The 19216-nt window shown below is 72.7% G+C and carries 16 protein-coding genes; 8 read left to right on the top strand and 8 right to left on the bottom strand.

The window, feature by feature from the left end; translation table 11 throughout:
- Positions 1-46: 46 nt before the first annotated feature.
- Both ABZ910_RS12160 and ABZ910_RS12155 read left to right on the top strand, forming a co-directional pair.
- A complete protein-coding gene (locus tag ABZ910_RS12160; RefSeq protein ID WP_361362416.1) occupies positions 47-688 on the top strand; it encodes a TetR/AcrR family transcriptional regulator in 642 nt (213 codons plus the stop codon).
- Positions 689-811: 123 nt separating this feature from the next.
- Complete coding sequence (locus ABZ910_RS12155) at positions 812-1765, top strand: DMT family transporter (protein ID WP_361362855.1); 954 nt, start codon at positions 812-814, stop codon at positions 1763-1765.
- Here the strand turns inward: ABZ910_RS12155 and ABZ910_RS12150 are convergent.
- From ABZ910_RS12150 to ABZ910_RS12130, 5 genes are all read right to left on the bottom strand, one after another.
- Positions 1757-3142 (bottom strand): MFS transporter, encoded by a 1386-nt coding sequence (locus ABZ910_RS12150; protein ID WP_361362413.1) that lies wholly within the window; start codon positions 3140-3142, stop codon positions 1757-1759. The genes ABZ910_RS12155 and ABZ910_RS12150 overlap by 9 nt on opposite strands.
- 189 nt (positions 3143-3331) lie before the next feature.
- Positions 3332-4417: a Zn-dependent alcohol dehydrogenase gene (locus ABZ910_RS12145; protein WP_361362411.1), complete on the bottom strand. Its 1086-nt coding sequence runs from the start codon at positions 4415-4417 to the stop codon at positions 3332-3334.
- A gap of 12 nt (positions 4418-4429) precedes the next feature.
- Positions 4430-5818, bottom strand: a complete 1389-nt coding sequence (locus tag ABZ910_RS12140; RefSeq protein WP_361362408.1) for an aldehyde dehydrogenase family protein — start codon at positions 5816-5818, stop codon at positions 4430-4432.
- Between the two features lie 157 nt (positions 5819-5975).
- A complete protein-coding gene (locus ABZ910_RS12135) occupies positions 5976-8207 on the bottom strand; it encodes a molybdopterin oxidoreductase family protein (RefSeq protein ID WP_361362405.1) in 2232 nt (743 codons plus the stop codon).
- Positions 8208-8332: 125 nt separating this feature from the next.
- A complete protein-coding gene (locus ABZ910_RS12130; protein ID WP_361362401.1) occupies positions 8333-8950 on the bottom strand; it encodes a TetR/AcrR family transcriptional regulator in 618 nt (205 codons plus the stop codon).
- A 179-nt stretch (positions 8951-9129) separates the two neighbouring features.
- On the opposite strand from ABZ910_RS12130, the gene hmgA reads away from it, so the two are divergent.
- The 3 genes from hmgA to ABZ910_RS12115 are packed head-to-tail and all read left to right on the top strand — an operon-like array spanning position 9130 to position 12410.
- Complete coding sequence (hmgA, locus tag ABZ910_RS12125; protein WP_361362399.1) at positions 9130-10446, top strand: homogentisate 1,2-dioxygenase; 1317 nt, start codon at positions 9130-9132, stop codon at positions 10444-10446.
- Between the two features lie 27 nt (positions 10447-10473).
- Entirely contained in the window at positions 10474-11223 is a 750-nt protein-coding gene (locus tag ABZ910_RS12120) for a GntR family transcriptional regulator (RefSeq protein ID WP_361362396.1), read from the top strand.
- A gap of 26 nt (positions 11224-11249) precedes the next feature.
- A complete protein-coding gene (locus ABZ910_RS12115; RefSeq protein WP_361362393.1) occupies positions 11250-12410 on the top strand; it encodes a type ISP restriction/modification enzyme in 1161 nt (386 codons plus the stop codon).
- A gap of 208 nt (positions 12411-12618) precedes the next feature.
- On the opposite strand, the gene ABZ910_RS12110 is transcribed toward ABZ910_RS12115, so the two are convergent.
- The 3 genes from ABZ910_RS12110 to ABZ910_RS12100 form a co-directional block, all read right to left on the bottom strand.
- Positions 12619-12894, bottom strand: a complete 276-nt coding sequence (locus ABZ910_RS12110; RefSeq protein ID WP_361362390.1) for a hypothetical protein — start codon at positions 12892-12894, stop codon at positions 12619-12621.
- A 115-nt stretch (positions 12895-13009) separates the two neighbouring features.
- Positions 13010-13825 carry an anti-sigma factor gene (locus ABZ910_RS12105; protein WP_361362387.1) on the bottom strand — a complete coding sequence of 272 codons (816 nt, stop codon included), beginning with the start codon at positions 13823-13825 and terminating at the stop codon, positions 13010-13012.
- The gene (locus ABZ910_RS12100) at positions 13822-14364 is read right to left on the bottom strand and encodes a sigma-70 family RNA polymerase sigma factor (RefSeq protein ID WP_361362385.1); all 543 of its coding nucleotides are present in this window, start codon (positions 14362-14364) and stop codon (positions 13822-13824) included. The genes ABZ910_RS12105 and ABZ910_RS12100 overlap by 4 nt, the downstream gene beginning before the upstream one ends.
- 218 nt (positions 14365-14582) lie before the next feature.
- Between ABZ910_RS12100 and ABZ910_RS12095 the strand changes: the two genes are divergently transcribed.
- The 3 genes from ABZ910_RS12095 (at position 14583) to ABZ910_RS12085 (ending at position 19205) form a co-directional block, all read left to right on the top strand.
- Complete coding sequence (locus tag ABZ910_RS12095) at positions 14583-16124, top strand: DUF4331 domain-containing protein (RefSeq protein WP_361362382.1); 1542 nt, start codon at positions 14583-14585, stop codon at positions 16122-16124.
- 136 nt (positions 16125-16260) lie between these two features.
- Positions 16261-17652, top strand: a complete 1392-nt coding sequence (locus ABZ910_RS12090; RefSeq protein ID WP_361362380.1) for a tetratricopeptide repeat protein — start codon at positions 16261-16263, stop codon at positions 17650-17652.
- Positions 17649-19205: a sulfite exporter TauE/SafE family protein gene (locus ABZ910_RS12085; RefSeq protein WP_361362377.1), complete on the top strand. Its 1557-nt coding sequence runs from the start codon at positions 17649-17651 to the stop codon at positions 19203-19205. The genes ABZ910_RS12090 and ABZ910_RS12085 overlap by 4 nt, the downstream gene beginning before the upstream one ends.
- Positions 19206-19216 lie beyond the last annotated feature (11 nt).

Genomic DNA, 19216 nt, shown 5'->3' with positions numbered 1-19216 from the left:
AAATTAGCACTGCTAGTTTCTGCTCGGCAGCCCTACTATGTGCGCCATGGCCCGACCGCGCAAGCCCCTCCTCAGCACCGACCGGATCGTCGAGACGGCACGGGAACTCGTGGACGCGGAGGGCCTCGCGGCGGTCTCCACGCGCCGGCTCGCCGCCGAGCTGGGCGTGAGCGGGCCCTCGCTCTACAACCACTTCCGCACGAAGGACGAGATCCTGGAGGCGGTCGCCGACTCGGTGAGCGGACAGGTCGACCTGTCGATGTTCGACGGCGGCCGGGACTGGCGGACCGCCCTGCACGACTGGGCCGTCTCCTACCGGGCCGCCCTCCGCGACCACCCGAACATCGTCCCCGTCCTCGCCCGCGGCCCCGGCCGCCGCCCGTCCGCGCTGCGCCTGGCCGACGCGGTGTACGGCGCGATGGTCGACGCGGGCTGGCCGCCGGCGCAGGCCACGTCCATCGGCGCACTGATGCGGTACTTCATCATGGGCTCGGCGCTCGGCTCGTTCGCCGGGGGCTTCGTGGACGACGCCAGCGCGTACGACCCGGCCGACTATCCCCACCTCGGACAGGCCCACCTCCTCGCCGAACAGCAGGAGAAGATCGACGAGCGGGCCTTCGAGACGGGCCTGACGGCCCTGCTGGACGGGCTGGCGCTGCAGTACGAGCGGCTCGCCCGGACCACGTGACGACAGCGCGGCGCACCGCCGCCGCTCACCGGTGCGGTTCGCCGGTCTCCACGTCGCAAATCCGCTAGCCGCCAGTGTCCCTGCACTCCTAGCCTCGGGGTCATGGCCGACATCCTCAGGAGCATGGTGAAGTCCTCCCCGTCCCGCCCCGATCCGCGCGCCACCGCGGCGGCCACCCTCACCGTGGTCCTGTGGGCCTCCGCCTTCGTGTCCATCCGCAGCGCCGGGAGCGCGTACTCGCCGGGCGCGCTGGCGCTCGGGCGGTTGCTGTCCGGGGTCCTCGCGCTGGGGGCCCTCTGGCTCGTACGGCGGGAGGGGCTGCCGCCGAGAGGGGCCTGGCGCGGGATCGCGATATCCGGGCTGCTGTGGTTCGGCTTCTACATGGTGGTGCTCAACTGGGGCGAGCGGCAGGTCGACGCCGGTACGGCGGCCCTGGTCGTGAACGTCGGCCCCCTGCTGATCGCCCTGCTCGGCGCCCGGCTGCTCGGTGACCCGATGCCGCCCCGGCTGCTGGCCGGGATGGCGGTGTCGTTCGCCGGTGCGGTGACCGTGGGACTGTCGATGTCGGCCGGGGGCGGCGGGTCCTCGGTGCTCGGCGTGGCGCTGTGCCTGCTCGCTGCGGTCGCGTACGCGGCCGGGGTGGTCTCGCAGAAGCCCGCCCTCGCCCAGGGCAGCCCGCTCCAGGTGACGACCTTCGGGTGTCTGGTCGGCGCCGTGGCCTGTCTGCCGTTCGCCGGTCAGCTGGTCCACGAGGCCGCCGGCGCGCCGCTCTCCGCGACCCTCAACATGGTGTACCTCGGCGTCTTTCCGACCGCGCTCGCCTTCACCACCTGGGCCTACGCCCTCGCTCGTACGACCGCGAGCCGCATGGGCGCGACGACGTACGCCGTGCCCGCGCTGGTCGTGCTGATGTCGTGGCTGGCGCTCGGCGAGGTGCCGGGGCTGCTCACGCTGGGCGGCGGGATGCTGTGCCTGGCGGGCGTGGCCGTGTCCCGGTCCCGGCCGCGCGCGCCTCGGGCCGCGGCACCGGAGCCGACTCCGGAGCCGCAGCCCGAAGCGGCGTCGGGCTCAGTCTGAACGCCCGCCGTCCGCCACCGTCTTCGCACCCCCGGCCGGGGTCTTGGCCCCGTCCCCACGGGCCTTGGCCCGGTCCGCGAGGATCTTGATGGACACGAGCGCGATGACCGTGAGCCCGATGATGTAGCCGGACACCGCCATCGAGGTGCCCGTCGTCTCCAGCAGCAGCACCATCACGAACGGCGCGAGGCCGCCGCCGAACACGGCCGCGATCTGGTAGCCGAGCGAGGCGCCGGTGTAGCGCATCTCCGGCGTGAACAGCTCGGCGAACAGCGCGGCTTGCGGGCCGTACATGATGCTGAGGAAGCAACTGCCGACGAAGGTGCCGACCGCCAGCCACAGCAGTGAGCCGGTGTCGATCAGCAGGAACATCGGTACGGCCCACAGCCCGATGCCGAGTGCACCGAGCGCGTAGATCCGGATGCGGCCGATGCGGTCGGAGAGCGCGGCCGACGCTGGGATCAGCACCACCTGGGTGAGGCTGACGCAGAGCGAGACGGTGAGGACGGCGCTGCGCTGCATGCCGAGGTCGCGGGTCGTGTAGTCCAGGACGCCGGTGATGAGGATGTAGAAGGTCGCGGTGTTCACGGCGAAGGAGCCGCCGGCGAGGAACACCGTGCCGAGGTGGCCGCGGAGGATCGTGCGCAGCGGGGAGGCGTGTCCGGTCTTCTCCTGCTCGGCCAACGCCCGTTCGGCTTCGCGGAATTCGGGAGTCTCCTCGACACGGGTGTGGATGTACCGGGCGAGGGCGAGCACGAGCAGGCCGACCAGGAACGGGATGCGCCAACCCCAGGCGGCGAACGCGGAGTCCGTGGTGAACGCCCCGGCCAGCAGGAAGACCGTGTTCGCGGTCACCACGCCGATGGGGACGCCGAGTTGGACGAGGCTGCCGTAGATGCCGCGCTTGCCCTCGGGGGCGTACTCGGTGGCCAGCAGCATCGCGCCGCCCCACTGGGCGCCGACCGCGATGCCCTGGACGACGCGGAGGGCGACGAGCAGGATGGGAGCGGCGACGCCGATCGTGTCGTACGTCGGCAGCAGGCCGATGCCCGTGGTGGCCAGGCCCATGAGCGTGAGCGCGAGGACCAGCATGGGCTTGCGGCCGCGTTTGTCGCCGAGATGGCCGGCGATGATGCCGCCGAGCGGACGGGCGAGGAAGCCGACGGCGAAGGTGGCGAAGGAGGCGAGGACTCCGGCGGCGGGGTTTCCGGCCGGGAAGTAGAGGCCGCCGAGGACGAGGGCCGCGGCAATGCCGAAGACGAAGTAGTCGTACCACTCGACGGCCGACGCGAGGGCGGCGGCGGTGGCCACCCTGCGACGGTTTCGAGCAGCGGGAGCGGTGGGGGTGAGCGGCTGGGCGGAAGGTGCCGTGTCCATGCGTGCACACTCCGAGGGGTGCGGGGACGGGGGGCGACTCGGGTTCGGGGAACGTACTGACCGGACGGTATGAGCGTCAACGGGTCGCGCAGCAGCAGTTTTTACCTGTACATGGCACCGAAAACGGCGGGGCGGGCACGCCGAGGACCCCGGCCGCACGGAGCGACCGGGGTGAGGTGAGGAACGGCGCTAGAAGACCACCAGCGCCCGGCCGCCCTTCCCCGCGAGCATGTTCTCGAACGCCGCCGGGATCCCGTCCAGAGCGATCCGCTCGGTCACCATCGCTCCGAGGTCGAGGCGTCCGGCCCGCACGTGGTCGGCCAGGACCGGCAGGTCCCGCGCCGGGTCCGAGTTGCCGTACACGCAGCCGGACAGGGCGCGGCCCCAGTGGAAGATCTCCAGGGCGTTGAAGGTGACCTGCTGATCCTTGCCGCCGATACCGACGACCGTGGTGCGGCCGCCGCGCCGGGTGGACTCCCAGGCCGTGCGGATGGTGACGGCGCGGCCCACGCACTCGATCGCCACGTCGACGCCCTGCTTGCCGGAGAGGGCGCGGATCTCGCGGGCCGTGTTCTCGGTGGCGACCAGGAAGTCGGTGGCACCGGCCCGGCGCGCCAACTCCTCCTTCTCCGGGGAGACGTCGACCGCGACGATCGTCGAGGCGCCCGCGATCCGGGCGGACTGCAGGGCGGCGAGCCCGACTCCGCCGGCCCCGAACACGGCGACCGTCTCCCCCGGCCGGACCTGCGCCGAGTGGTGGACGGCGCCGTATCCGGTGAGGACGGCGCAGCCGAGGAGGGCCGCGTCGGCCAGCGGGACGCCGGACGGGGCGGGCAGGACGCAGGACGCGGAGACGACCGTCTCCTCGGCGAACGCGGCGACGTTCAGGCCGGGGTGGAGCTCGGCGCCGTCGGAGCTACGGTGGGCGTAGACATCCGCGGCGCCATTGAGTGCGTTGGCGCACAGCCAGACCTCACCGAGCTTGCACGCGTGACAACTGCCGCAGGCAGGCGCCCAGTTGAGGACCACGTCCGTGCCCGGCGAGACGTGGGTGACGCCCTCGCCGACGGCGACGACGGTGCCCGCGCCCTCGTGCCCGAGGACGGCCGGGACCGGCACCCGCATGGTGCCGTTGGACAGGGACAGGTCGGAGTGGCAGACCCCGGCGGCGGCGAGGCGCACCCGGACCTGGCCGGGGCCCGGCTCGGGCAGGTCGATCCCGGTGATCTCCAGGGGAGCGCCGATGGCGGGCAGGACGGCGGCACGTACGGCCATGGCTCGACTCCCCTAGAACTGGAAGGACTTGGTCTGAAGGTACTCGGCGAGTCCGTGCGCGCCGAGTTCGCGGCCGACGCCGGACTGCTTGTAACCGCCGAAGGGGGCGACGGGGTTGAAGCGGCCGCCGTTGATGTCGACCTGGCCGGTCTCCATCCGGCGGGCGAAGGCCACGGCCTCCGCGTCGTCGCCGGCCCAGACGGCGCCGGCGAGACCGTAGACGGTGCCGTTGGCGATGCGCAGGGCGTCCTCCTCGTCCTCGTAGCGGAGGATCGTGAGGACCGGGCCGAAGATCTCCTCCTGCGCGATCGTCATCTCCGGTGTCACGTCGGCGAAGACGGTGGGGCTCACGAAGTAGCCCTGCTCACGGGGGGATTCGGAGCCGCCCGCGACCAGGCGCGCACCCTCGGCGACGCCCTTGTCGATGTAACCGCGCACCCGCTCCTGCTGCCGGGCGCTGACCACCGGTCCGATGCGGTCGCCGTACTTCGCGGCGGCAGCGGCGGCCAGCTCCACGGCCTCGTCGTACCGGTCGGTGTGCACCAGCATGCGCGTCCAGGCGCTGCACGTCTGGCCGGAGTTGGACATCACGTTGGCGACACCGACGTTCACCGCCTTGGCGAGGTCGGCGCTCGGCAGGATGACGTTGGCGGACTTGCCGCCGAGTTCGAGGGCGACCCGCTTGACGGCACCGCCGGCGAGGGCACCGATCCGCTTGCCGACGGCGGTGGAGCCGGTGAAGGAGACCAGGTCGACGTCCGGGTGCTCGGCGAGCGCCTGGCCGACGACCGGGCCGAGACCGGTGACGAGGTTGAACACGCCCGCGGGGAGGCCCGCTTCGTGCGCCGCCTCCGCGAACAGCTGGGCCGTGATCGGAGTGTTCTCGGCCGGCTTGAGCACCACCGTGCAGCCCGCGGCCAGCGCCGGGGCGACCTTGGCGACGATCTGGTGGAGCGGGTAGTTCCAGGGGGTGATCGCGCCGACCACTCCGACGGGTTCGTGGTGGACGGTCGAATTGCCGACCTTCTCCTCGAAGGCTTGGGTCGCGGCGAGTTCGGCGTACGAGCCCGCGACGGCGATCGGCACGCCTGCGTGCACCATCTGCGAGAACGGCAGCGGCGAGCCGAGCTCGGCGGTGACCGTCTCGGCGATCTCGTCCTTGCGGGCCGCGAGGACGTCCCGCAGGGCCGCGAGACGGGCGGCCCGCTCGGCGGGCGGGGTCGCGGCCCAGGCCGGCAGGGCGGCTCGGGCGGCACGTACGGCGGCGTCGACGTCCACCGCGTCACCCGCCGGGACATGGCCGACGACCTGCTCGTCGGCCGGGTTCACGACCTCGATCAGGTCCTCGCCGACGGCGGGCCGCCAAGCACCGTCGATGTACAGGCCGTCATGTGCCTTCATGCTGCTTCCTCCCGGCGGGGCTGCGTCTTACGGCTCACAAACTAGCGGCGTTAGTTTTTCGCCGCCAGAGGTCTCCTCGCAGCGTAGGGGGCCGTGTCGGCGAGGGCGGCACGGGCGTCGTGCGCCAGGGCGGCCGCCGGTGCGCCGGACTCCGGGGTCACACCGCTGCCGTGAGCTCGACGGGGACGCCGTTCAGGACCGCGTTGCCCGACAGCGGGTCGAGCAGGCTGCCGTCGAGGAGCTGGTTGACGTTGACGCCGGGGGCGGTGACGGCGTGGCTGAGCCGGGTGCCGGGGCGGTCGTGACCCCAGCCGTGCGGCAGGCTCACCACGCCCCGCCGGACGCTGTCGGTGACCTCGGCGGGCGCGACCACCTCTCCCCCGGCGCCCTTGACCCGCACCTGTCCCCCGTCGCGCACGCCGAGGCGCTCGGCGTCGTCCGGGTGGATCTGCAGGGTGCACCGGTTGGTGCCGCCGGTGAGGGCGGGCACGTTGTGCATCCAGCTGTTGTTGGAGCGCAGGTGACGGCGGCCGACGAGGACCAGCCCGTCCGGGCGCTCCGCCAGCGCGGCCCGCAGCCGGGGCAGGTCGTCGGCGAGGGACTGCGGCAGCAGCTCGACCTTGCCGCTGCGGGTCTTCAGCGGCTGCGGCAGGCGCGGGCGCAGGGGGCCGAGGTCGATGCCGTGCGGGTGGGCGAGCAGCTTCTCCAGGGTCAGGCCGTCCGGTCGTACGCCGAAACCGTCGCCGTAGGGACCGAGGCGCAGCATCATGTCGAGCCGTCGCTCGGGGCCGTTGTCGCCGGTGAGCCGGGCGGCGAGTTCCTTCGGGTCGCGGCGGTGCACCGGGGAGTGCGGTTCCCTGACCGCCTTGCCGAGGGTCTGGTCGATCACCATCGCGTCGACGGCGGCGGGGTCGGCGCCGTGCATGCCGGTGGCGGCCAGGATGAGCCGCGCCAGGATCTCCGACTCGGCCATCCGGCCCGGTTCGAGCGGCACGGCGGGGCGGGTGTAGCGGACCTGGTTGCGCACGGCGAGGGTGTTGAAGGCGAAGTCGTGGTGCGGGCTCTGCGAGGGCGGCGGCGGGGGCAGCACGACATGGGCGTGGCGCGAGGTCTCGTTGAGGTACGGGTCGACGCTGACCATGAAGTCCAGGGAATCCAGGGCCCTGTCGAGCCGGTCGCCGTCGGGGGCGGACAGCACCGGGTTGGCGGCGAGGGCGATGAGGGCGCGCACCGGCTCGCCCTCGTCGGTGAGGGTGTCGATCTCCTCGGCGAGCGCGGAGAGCGGCAACTCGCCCTTGGCCTCGGGGTGCCGGCCGACCCGGGAGTGCCAGCGGCCGAGGGAGAAGCCGTGGCCGGGCCCGGCCGGCCGGGGCGTCCGGTCGGTGGCCGCCTGCGGGAAGAGGGCGCCGCCGGGCCGGTCGAGGTTGCCGGTGAGGATGTTGAGGACGTCCACCAGCCAGCTGGCGAGAGTGCCGTGCGGGACGGTGCAGGTGCCGATGCGGGCGTACACGGCGGCGGTGGGCGCGGCGGCGAGTTCGCGGGCGAGGGTGCGGATCAGGGCGGCGTCCACGTCACAGGCGCCGGCCACGGCTTCGGGAGTGAAGTCCGCTACGGCTTCGCGGAGTTCCGCCATGCCCTGGAGGTGCGGGGCGAGATCCTCCGGGTCGGCCAGGTCCTCCTCGAACAGGACGTTCGCCATCGCCGCGAGCAGCAGCGCGTCGGTGCCGGGGCGGATCGCGATGTGCCGGTCGGCGAGCTGGGCGGTGCGGGTGCGGCGCGGGTCGATGACGGTGAGGGTGCCTCCGCGGGCCTTGAGCGCCTTGAGCTTGCCCGGGAAGTCGGCCGCGGTGCACAGACTCCCGTTGGATTCCAGGGGGTTGGCACCGATGAGCAGCAGATGGTCGGTGTGGTCCAGGTCGGGCACGGGGATGGCGTTCGCGTCCCCGAACAGCAGTCCGCTGGAGACGTGCTTGGGCATCTGGTCGAGCGTGGAGGCGGTGAACAGGCTGCGGCTGCGCAGCGCGCCGAGCAGCACCGTCGGGTAGAGACCCCCGGCCACGGTGTGGACGTTGGGGTTGCCCAGGACGACGCCGACGGAGTCGGGGCCGCAGCGCTCGACGACCGGGCGCAGTCCCGCGGCCACGGCGTCGAAGGCCTCCTCCCAGGTGGCCTCGCGCAGCTCGCCGTCCCTGCGGACGAGCGGGGCGCGCAGCCGGTCCGGGTCGCCGTCGACGGCACCGAAGGCGGCGCCCTTCGGGCAGATGAACCCCTTGCTGAACACGTCGTCGCGGTCGCCGCGGGCGCCGGTGACGCGGGTTCCATCGAGGGTGAGCGTCAGCCCGCAGGTGGCCTCGCACAGGGGGCAGATTCGCAGGGCGGTGCGGGACACGGGTCCTCCCGGAGGGCGGCGGCAGCGGTGACGCACGGATCGAGGGCGAGCATACCGACCGGTATGCACGGAGGGGAGGGGTGCACGGGATCCGGTTCGGAATCCGCGGGTCGGCGCCGGTGCGCTCAGTCCAGCACGCGCGCCAGATACGCCCGCAGCAGTTCCCGGGTCTCCGCGATGATCGCCTCGTCACCCTGCGGGTGCACCCGGAACGCCAGATGGACCAGGGTGTCGGCGGCCTCCACGGCGATCAGGAAGGTGCGCCGCAGGTCGTCGTCGGGGGCGCGGCCGAGGTGGCCGGAGAGCAGGACGGAGAGGCGTTCGGCGACGCGGTGGTTGGGCTCGGCGTGACGGACGCCGACCGGGATCTGGTTGCCGAAGTCCACGAGGGCGAAGCCGGGCACGGTGCGCTTCATGGCCAGGTACTCGTCCAGGACCACGTCCACGGCCGCCCGCCAGTCACCCGGCCGCATGCCGCTCATCCGCTCGACGACGCGCTCGGAGTACCGCTCCAGATTGCGCTGTGCGAGTGCGTCGGCCATCTGGCGCTTGTTGCCGAAGAAGCGGTAGACCGAGCCGATCGGTACACCGGCGCGCAGCGCCACGGCCCGGGTGCTCAGGTCGTCGTAGCCGACCTCGTCGAGGAGGCCGGCGCACGCGTCGAGGATCCGGGTCAGCCGTTCGGCACTGCGCCGCTGGACGGGCGCACGGCGGAGCGATGTCGCGTGGGGCACGGGCTTCATGATGCCTCTCCGACGGGATCCGGTGAACCTGGACCCACACAGTACGGAGGCGGGTACCCCGTGCACTCATCGCGCCCGCGCACGGGCCATATCGCGCCACCGGCGGCGAAGACCTCTTGCGCCCACGAAAGCGCAATCCTACGGTTCTGCAGAGGAATCGGGTTGGCAAGGGAGCGAGCATGAGCGGGGACGCGCGGAAGACCGCCGAGGCACTGACCTATCTCTCCGGGTTCGGCAACGAGCACTCCTCGGAGGCGGTGCCGGGCGCCCTGCCGGAGGGCCGCAACTCGCCGCAGCGCGCACCGCTCGGGCTGTACGCGGAACAGCTCAGCGGTACGGCGTTCACCGAGCCGAGGGCGCACAACCGGCGCTCCTGGCTCTACCGCATCCGCCCCTCGGCCGCGCACCCGGCCTTCACCCGCACCGGCAACGGCACGATCCGCACGGCACCGTTCGCACAGACGGCGCCGGACCCGAACCGGCTGCGCTGGAACCCGCTGCCCGAGCCCGTGGCCGGGACGGACTTCCTGGCCGGCCTGTGGACCCTCGGCGGCAACGGTGACGCGACCCAGCGCACGGGCATGGCCGTGCACCTGTACCACGCCGACTCCTCGATGGAACGCGTCTTCAGCGACGCCGACGGGGAGCTGCTGATCGTGCCCGAGCGCGGCGGGCTGCTGCTGCACACGGAGTTCGGCCTGCTGCATGTGGAACCGGGACATGTGGCACTGATCCCCCGTGGGGTGCGCTTCCGTGTGGAGCTGCTGGATGCCTCTGCCCGGGGTTATGTGTGCGAGAACTACGGGGCGCCGTTCCGGCTGCCCGACCTCGGCCCGATCGGCGCCAACGGGCTGGCGAACGCACGGGACTTCCGGGCACCCGTCGCCGCGTACGAGGACGTCGAGGGGCCGGTGGAGGTGGTGAACAAGTTCTGCGGCAACCTCTGGACGGCGACGTACGACCACTCGCCGCTCGATGTCGTCGCCTGGCACGGCAACCATGTGCCGTACGTCTATGACCTTCGCCGTTTCAATGTGATCGGCACCATCTCCTACGACCACCCCGACCCGTCGATCTTCACGGTGCTGACCTCGCCGAGCGACACCCCCGGACTCGCCGGTGTCGACTTCGTGGTCTTCGCGCCGCGCTGGCTGGTGGGCGAGGACACCTTCCGGCCGCCGTACTTCCACCGGAACGTGATGAGCGAGTACATGGGCCTGATCGAGGGCGCGTACGACGCGAAGGCCGAGGGCTTCGTGCCGGGCGGCGGCTCGCTGCACAACATGATGTCGGCGCACGGGCCGGACCGGGAGACGTTCGAGCGGGCGAGCGCCGCCGAGCTGCGGCCGCACAAGGTGGACGACGGGCTGGCGTTCATGTTCGAGACGCGCTGGCCGGTCACGCTCACCCCGGACGCGGCGCAGGCGGAGCACCTTCAGCAGCGGTACGACGACGTGTGGCAGGGCCTGGAGCGCCACTTCCGTCCGTTGCACTGATCGATTCCGGCGGGTACGGATAATCAAGTGACCTCCTTCGCCCCGGACTCGATCGTCCTGAACCGCAAGCTGCCGCTCTGGTACCAGGTGTCGCAGTCGTTGCGCGCGTCGATACTCGGCCGCTCACCCCAGGACCCGCTGCGCCTGCCCACCGAGGAGCGGCTGGCGCAGCACTACGGGGTGAGCGTGCTGACCATGCGGCAGGCCCTGAAGGAGCTGGAGGACGAGGGCCTCATCAGCCGGCACCGGCGGCGCGGCACGTTCATCGAGCCCGAAGCCCGGCGGGGCTCCCCGGTGCGGCTGCTGGGCTCCGTGGACGCGATCGTGGCCCAGCAGTCCGGCATGACGACCGAGCTGCTGGACCGCGGCCGGGCCCCGGTGCCGCCCGAACTCGCCGACCACTTCCCGGACCTGGCCGAGGTGGCGACGTACCACCGGCTGCGGTGCGACGAGCAGAGCGGCGAGCCGACCAACCACGCCCGCAATCACATCCGCCCCGAACTGGCCGCGCGCATCGACCCGGACGACCTGATCCGCTGGCCGATGACGAAGGTGCTGCGGGACATGGCCGGGGCACCCATCAGCCGCATCACGGACACGGTGGAGGCCCGCCTGGCCGATCCGGAGACCGCGCGGCTTCTCCAAGTCCCGCTGCTCAGCCCGATCCTGCACTACACGGGCGTGACGTACGACAGGGACGGCCGGGTGCTGGACGTGGCGGTCATCCACTACCGGGGCGACCGCTTCTCCTTCACGGTGACCTTGGACGCCACCTGACCCGGCCGCCGTCACCGCGTCGTACGATGCACAGCGTGACGCACGACGACGCTCCGCTGCTCGCGGACCTCATGCCGTGGTCCGTCGCACCGCTGCGACCGGGCCGCGCCTGGCCGACGGCACCCGACCCGGCGTCCCTGAAGGCCCGCTGGGACGCTCTGCTGAAGGCCGAAGGGCCGGACCGCCGGGCCCTGTTCGAGCCGACGCGCTCGCGCACCCTGCACTCGGCGGTCGGCCAGCTGCCCGGCCGGCCGGGCGGCACGGAGAAGCTGGCGCGCGCCGCGGGGCCCTGCCCCGAGCCGGTACGGGTCCTGGCGGCGCCCTTCGACGAGCAGTGGCTGATCCCGGACCACCGGCTGATCGACGCCGCCCGGCCGGAGTTGTGGCGGGTGGCGGACGCGCACCAGGTGTTCGCCGTGGAGACGGCCGCCGACGGTCCGGGGCCGCCGCTCCTGGCGACGTCGCTCGTCCCGACCCTGCGTCCGGGCAGGATCCGCCCGCTGTACCGCCGCCCCGGCGGCGAGGAACCCAACCTGACGCCGGGCCTGCTGGAGCACCTGGCGGCCCGCCTGGGCCTGTCCCCCACCCCGCTGGACGTGCTCGCCTGGATCATGGCGGCGGTACGCCCCGGCCTCGCGGTCCCGCTCACCGCCGACCCCGAACTCTGGTCGCACGGCGTGCGGTTGGGCCACCGCCTGCTGTGGCTGATGCGCCGCGACGGCGACCGCCCCAAACTCCCGGGCGGCCGCCGCCCGTATGTCCGCGCCCCGCTCCCGCCCCGCCCCCTGACCCTCGTCCACGACCGCGACGAGGAGACCCTGCATCTGGACGAGGGCCGTATCTCACCGGTGCCGCCGGAGGCCTGGGACTTCGAGGTGGCCGGGGTGCGGGTGCTGGAGGAGTGGTTCACCACGAGGACGGCCGAGGCCGAGGCCCGCACACTGGCGGCGATCCGGCCGCCGACCTGGCCGCAGTCATGGACGTCGGAGCTGCTGGAGCTGATCACGGTCCTGACTCTGCTGGCGGAACTGCGGGCATCGCAGGTGGAGTTCGAGGTGACGGAGTCCCTCACTTCTGCCGATCTCCGTGCGGCGGGCGTGCTTCCGCCCTCGGCGTCGGCTCGCAGGCCGGCGACGGTTCTGGATCACCATGAAGAGGGCCCGGAGGGGCAGTTCGCGCTCATCTAGCGCAGGCGCGGGCTCCTCGGCCGACGCGGGCCCATCGGCTGCGCTCGAGCGGGGGATTCCTCATCGATGCCGGGCGGGCACGGGCGCATCGCGGGGAGCGGTGCCCGCGCTCGGGCAGCACACCGGGGCACTGCTGCGGCCGCGGGGATGACGGACGGTGGGGTCGCAGCGCCGGGTAGCGGCGGTGTGTCGGCCTGAACGCGGGCCTTCAGTGCTTGTTGCCGCCGAACAGGGAGCGGCGGAGCCGCCGCAGCGGCGCGAACAGCGAGACGCGACTCACGCGGGCGCCCCGGTCGCTGCGCTCGTGCGTGGTGTCACGCGCGGTCAGCTCACGCATCAGCGTGGTGGCCTCGGCCGCCTTCTGCTGCGGTATGGCGGGACCCGCCAGGACCGACAGATGCCGGTCGAGGCGCGAACTGGTCGCGCTGTTACCGCAGGTGATCGCAGGGACCCTGGCCCTGCTGCGCACTGTTATCTGCTCCATGTCACTCCCCACCCGTACGAGTCCACCCGGCCCGGGCAGGGTAACCCTATCGCCCCAAACAGGCACTCGTGTATGCCGGGGACAGGATTCACCTTCTTCCCAGGGAGGTTGACGATTACTCTCCGAATCCGACCGATTTCAGGGCGAGTTGGATAAATGGCTGGCCGGTGGGCTGCGGTGAACCGCCATCGGGCTCGACGGTCACGGCGAGTGACGTGGCGGACTTTCCGAGACCGGTCGCGACCAAGGGCGTGTCGCCTCCCTCGAAAAGACCGAGGGAGCGTGGTCGCACGTGAGGGCGCATGAGCCACAGCTGGCGGACATGGCCGCCGGGCGGTGCGCCGTATCCGCTGAGCGTGACAACCGCCTGTCCCTCGGCGGCGGACGCGACGACCGCGATGCTACCGCCCCGGCTGCCCTTTCCGCTGATCGCGCGAGCGTCGGGGGCCGCGAGGACGTGGGCGATGTCACGAGAGCGCGCCTGTTCGGCGTTCAGCTCGTCCTGGGACCGATGGGCCTGCACCGCGAACAGCCCGGCGACGACCAGCGCGGCCGCCGCCGTCGTCGTGGCGAACGGAACGAACAGGGATCGCATCCGGGGCGCACGGATGCGATCCGGCGGTGGCTGGATACCCCAGACGTGCGGAGGCAATTGAGGGGCGCGCTCGCGCCCTGCAGCCGGTTCCTGCGCAGTCGTCCGTACGGCGGCCAGCACCCGGTCGCGCAGCGCGGCCGGTGCCGGGGCGGCCGTGGACCAGGCGAGGCGCACCGCGTCCTCGGACAGGCCCCGCACCTCGGCTGCGCAGCGCTCACACCGCCCCAAATGCTTGTCGAAGCGGGCCCGTTCACCAGGGTCGAGGGCGTCGAGCGCATAGGGGGCGGCGAGCGAGTGCAGGTCCTCGCGGTGGAACAGGCGGTCGAGGATGCTCATGCGACGCCTCCCAGGCACTCGCGCAGCCGGGTCAGTCCGTCGCGCATCCGCGTCTTCACCGTGCCCAGGGGCAGCGAAAGGCGCTCGGCCACCTCGCGGTAGGTGTAGCCGTCGTAGTAGGCGAGGGTGACGGACTGGCGCTGGAGGGCGGTGAGCCGGTCCAGGCAGCGGCGCACCCACTCGCGCTCCAGGCCCGCCTCGACCTCCTCGGAGACCTGGTCGAAGGCGGGGGCGTGGGCACGGCGGGCCTCGCGCTGCTCGCGCATCCCGGCCGCGCGGGCGCTGCGCACCCGGTCGACGGCGCGGCGGTGCGCGAGGGTGAGGATCCAGGACAGGGCGCTGCCCCGGCCCGGGTCGAACCGGGCGGCACAGCGCCAGAGTTCGAGCAGCACCTCCTGGGCCACCTCCTCCGACTGGGCCGGGTCGCGCACGACGCGCCGTACCAGCCCGAACACCGGCCCGGACACCAGCCCGTACAGCTCCTCGAAGGCCCTCTGGTCACCGCCGGCCACGAGCACCAGAAGCTCGTCCGCCTCCACAGGGTCCCCCTCTCCGCGGCCGCAACCGGGCCGTCCCGTCACACCAGGCATTCGCACCGAACGCACCTCCGGACGGTGTTACGGATCAGCGGCCCGAAAACGCGGGTCGACCCGGGAATTCGGGGCGTCTCGAAAGAATTTCCGCGACCGGCCAATCCGCCCCGCCGCCGACTCCGAATCCCGGTTCGTCAGGCAAGTTGACATCGAGGACGGACGGCATGACACCTCTACTCTCCAGGAGCGGTGCGGGACGCAAGGGCCTCGTCACCCTCATCTGTGGTGCGCTGGCCGCCGGGGGGCTCGCAGCCGCCGGCGTGGCCACGCTGGAACCGGGGGCGGCCTCCGCCTCCTCCCACCGGGAGGCCCCGCTGATCTCGGGCACCCCGCAGTACGACAACACGGACGTGTACGCGTTCGTCAGCCCGGACAAGCCCGACACCACGACGATCGTGGCGGACTGGATCCCGTTCGAGGATCCGGCAGGCGGGCCGAACTTCTACACGTTCGCGGACGACGCCCAGTACGACCTGCACATCGACAACAACGGCGACGCACAGGGCGAGTTGCTCTTCCGCTACACCTTCAGGACGCACCGGAAGAACGGGAACACCTTCCTGTACAACACGGGCCCGGTCACCAGCCTCGACGACCCGGACCTCAACATCACGCAGACGTACGACATCGACCTGATCAAGCTGAGGAACCAGCACGTGGTGTCGAAGACGAAGGTCGCGGACGACATACCCGTGGCCCCGTCGAACGTGGGCAACGCGTCGATGCCGGACTACGGCAAACTGCGCTCGCAGGCCGTCTACAAGACGGCGGGCGGTGCCTCGACCTTCGCCGGCCAGGCCGACGACCCCTTCTTCCTGGACCTGCGCGTCTTCGATCTCCTCTACGGCGGGAACCTCTCCGAGGTCGGCCGGGACACGCTCAAGGGCTACAACGTCAACACGATCGCCCTGCAGGTGCCGAACGACATGATCCGTGAGTCGTCGAAGCAGCCGGTCGTCGGCGTCTGGTCGACGACGCAGCGCCGGAACGCGCAGGGCTCCTACACCCAGGTGTCACGCCTCGGCAGCCCGCTCGTCAACGAGGTCGTCAACCCGCAGAAGGACAAGGACACGTTCAACGCGTCCTCCCCGTGGAACGACGCCCAGTTCCTGAAGAACGTCACCAACCCCGAGCTGCCCAAGCTCATCGAGGGGATCTACAAGATCAAGGCGCCCGCCGAGCCGCGCAACGACCTGGTGGACGTCTTCCTCAAGGGCGTGAAGGGACTCAACCAGCCGCCCCACGTGCGCCCGGCGGAGGAGCTGCGCCTCAACACCTCGATCAAGCCGAGCGAGCACCCCAAGCGGCTCGGCGTGCTCGACGGCGACAACGCGGGCTTTCCGAACGGCCGTCGGCTGACCGACGACGTGATCGACGCGTCCCTCCAGGTGGTCGAGGGTGAACTGGTCGGCTCCAAGAACGACTTGGGCGACGCGGTCGACGCCAACGACAAGAAGTTCGAGAAGTACTTCCCGTACGTGGCCGAGCCGACGTCCGGTTCGCGCGGCCCGCTCGCCAAGGGCACGACCGACGGCGCCGACGTGCGCAGCCAGCTGGGGGACGCGCTGCAGCCCGCGGGCACGTCGTCCGACGGCTCCGACACCACGGTCCTGATCGCCGCCTCGGCTGCCTCGGGCGCGGCCGGGATCCTGCTGATCGGCACCGCCCTCGCGTGGTGGCGCCGCCGTATGCGGCGCCCGTACTGATCCCTGACCGGCCCCGAGCCGATCCCGCGCTGATCCGCACCCACCGACCGGCGCGGCCCGCTCACTCTCATCCCCCACGCGCGGGCCGCGCCTCCATCCAGGAACCGACCACTCACCAGCCGACCGAGGAGAGGTCATGGCCCCGCGCACGACCGACCACGAGCCCGCCGTACGACGTACCGGCGCCGCGGGCCGACGCTGGAGGGCAGCTCAACTGGCCGCATGTGCAACCCTGTTGGCGGTGGCGCTCACCGGCGGCGCGATCGCCGTCGGTGCCGTGCCGGACGGGGCTCCCATGCCTGTCGCGGCCGCCGGCGATGCCGTCTCCCCCGGCCTGCTGAGCGGAGGGGACCTCGACGCGGGCATCGCCTCCCTGCAGGCGCATCTGCGCGGCCAGCCGAAGGACGCCGACAGCTGGGCCACCCTCGGGCTCGCCTACGTCGAGCAGGCCCGCACCAAGGGCGACCCCTCGCGCTACCCGCAGGCACAGAAGGCGCTCGACCGCTCGCTCCGGCTGGCCTCCGCCGACGACCGGGCCCTGGCCGGGCGCGCCGCGCTCGCCGCCGCCCGGCACGACTTCGCGGACGCGCTCTCCTACGCGGACCGGGCCCTGAAGCAGAACCCGTACAGCGAACGCGCCCTGTCCTCCCGTATCGACGCCCTGGTCGAACTCGGCCGCTACCGCGAGGCGTCCGAGGCCGCCGACACCGCCGACGCACGGCGCCCCGGCGTGCCCGTCTTCACCCGGTACGCGTACGTGCACGAGCTGCGCGGCGACGTGACGACGGCGCGCCGCGTGCTGAAACAGGCCCTCGACACCGCCACCTCACCCGGAGACGTGGCCTACGTCGCCACCCAGCTCGGTCAACTCGCCTGGAGCCAGGGCGACTACAAGGCCGCGCTGCACTCCTACGCCCGCGCCCTGGCCGCCGACGCCACCTACCTCCCCGCCCTGGAGGGCCGGGCGCGCGCACAGGACGCGAGCGGTGACCGGGCCGCGGCCGTCAGGGGCATGGAGGCCGTGGTCGCGCGGTATCCGCTGCCCGGCCCGCTCGTCGAACTCGGCGAGCTGTACGAGGCACGCGGCGCCAAGGGCGACCGGGCCAGGGCTCGCGAGCAGTACGCCCTCGTCGACGCCTGGATCGCCCTCGCCCGCGCCGGCGGCGTCAACGCCGACCTCGACACCGCGCTCGCCGCGGCCGACCACGGCGACAGGGCGTCGGCCCTGCGCGCCGCCCGCGCCGAGTGGGCCCGGCGCCACACCGTGCACACGGCGGACGCCCTCGCCTGGGCGCTGCACGTCAACGGCAAGGACCGGCAGGCCCTTCCGTACGCGCGCCGGGCCACCGCCACCGGCTACCGCAACGCGCTCTTCCGCTACCACCGCGGCGTGATCGAACTCGCCGCCGGCCACCGCGAGGAGGGCCGCGCGGCCCTCACCTCGGCCCTGCGGCTCAACCCTGACTTCTCCCCCTTGGGCGCGCGCAACGCCCGTACGGCGCTGAAGAGTTCGGAGGCCGCCGAGTGAAGCCCCGTCGACGGCTGTTCGCCTCCGCCGCGGCCGTGTTCGCCGCCGGCTGCGCGCTCGCCCTGGGCCCCGCCGCGAGCGCGGGTGCGCACCCCCTCGGCAACTTCACCGTCAACCGCTACGACGGCCTGGTCGTCGCCCCCGGCGAGCTCCGCGTCGACCATGTCGAGGACCTCGCCGAGATCCCGGCGACCCAGGCCGAGCCGGGCATCGAGCGGCTGGGCCCGACCGGGTGGGCCCGGCGGCGGTGCGCCGACGCCGCCGAGGGCAGCAGGCTCGACGTCGACGGCCGCAGGGCCGCCCTGACCGTCGGCAGCGGCACGGCGCGCCTGCGGCCCGGGCAGGCGGGGCTCCACACCCTGCGCGTGGAGTGCCGGTTCACCGCCCGGCTCCCCCAGGCCCCCACCGTGGCCCTCGGATTCCACAGTGCGGGCACGTCCACCGGGCCCGGCTGGCGGGAGATCACCGCGCGCGGCGACCGTATGACACTCACCGCCTCGGACGTGCCCGCGAAGTCCGTCTCGCGGGAACTGACCGGCTATCCCAAGGAGTTGCTCTCCTCTCCGGCCGACACCGCCGCCGCCACCGTGCGCGCCCGCGTCGGCGGTCCGGCGCTCACCGAGGCGGAGCACCGGCGCTCTCCCGTCGCCTCGGTCCTGCCGCGCGGCGCCGACCGCTGGACCCGCGCCCTGGACGGTCTCGTCGCCCGCCACGACCTCACCGCCGGCTTCGCCGCCCTCGCGCTGGTCATCGCGATCGGCCTGGGCGCGATGCACGCCCTCGCCCCCGGCCACGGCAAGACCCTGATGGCCGCGACCGCGGCCGCCCGCGGTGGCCGGGCCCGCCTGAAGGACGTCCTTCCGCTGGCCGCCTCGGTCACGGTCACCCACACCCTGGGCGTCGTCGCGCTGGGGCTGCTGGTCACGGCCGGTTCGGCGGCGACGCCCTCGGTGATCGCCTGGCTGGGCATCACGAGCGGCGTCCTGGTGATGTGCGCGGGAGCGAACCTGGTACGCCGGGCCTGGCGCACCCGTGCGCACGCGCACGCTCCTCACCCTCACTCGCACCGGACGCCCCTTGAGCGTCCGTTGACCCTGGTGGGCGCGCACGGCGGAGCGACTCCGGCCGCCGAACCCCCGCACCATCACCCTCATGAGCACGCCCTGACCCACACCCACGGCGGGCACACCCACACCCACTCCACCGCCCCCACTCTCCGCGGCACGATCCTGCTCGGCTTCGCGGGCGGGCTCGTGCCCAGCCCCTCCGCCGTGGTGGTCCTCGTCGGCGCGGCGGCGCTGGGGCAGGCCTGGTTCGGGCTGCTGCTCGTCGTCGCGTACGGCGTCGGGCTCGCCCTGACGCTCACCGCGGCCGGGTTCGCCGTCGTCAGGCTGGGTGCCGGAATGACCCGGGTGTTGGAGGCACGCCCCCGCTGGACCACCCACCCGTCGGCCGTGCGTGTGCGCCGGTCGGTGCCCCTGGCGTCCGCGTTCGTCGTCGTGGCCCTGGGGGTCGGATTGGTGCTCAAGGGGGCCGCATCCGCCCTCGGTTGAGCTACTTTGTG

The sequence above is a fragment of the Streptomyces sp. NPDC046805 genome, assembly GCF_040645355.1.
Lineage (GTDB): Bacteria > Actinomycetota > Actinomycetes > Streptomycetales > Streptomycetaceae > Streptomyces.
The sequence above is the reverse complement of the archived record's forward strand: the minus strand, read 5'-3'. Positions and strand labels throughout refer to the sequence as shown.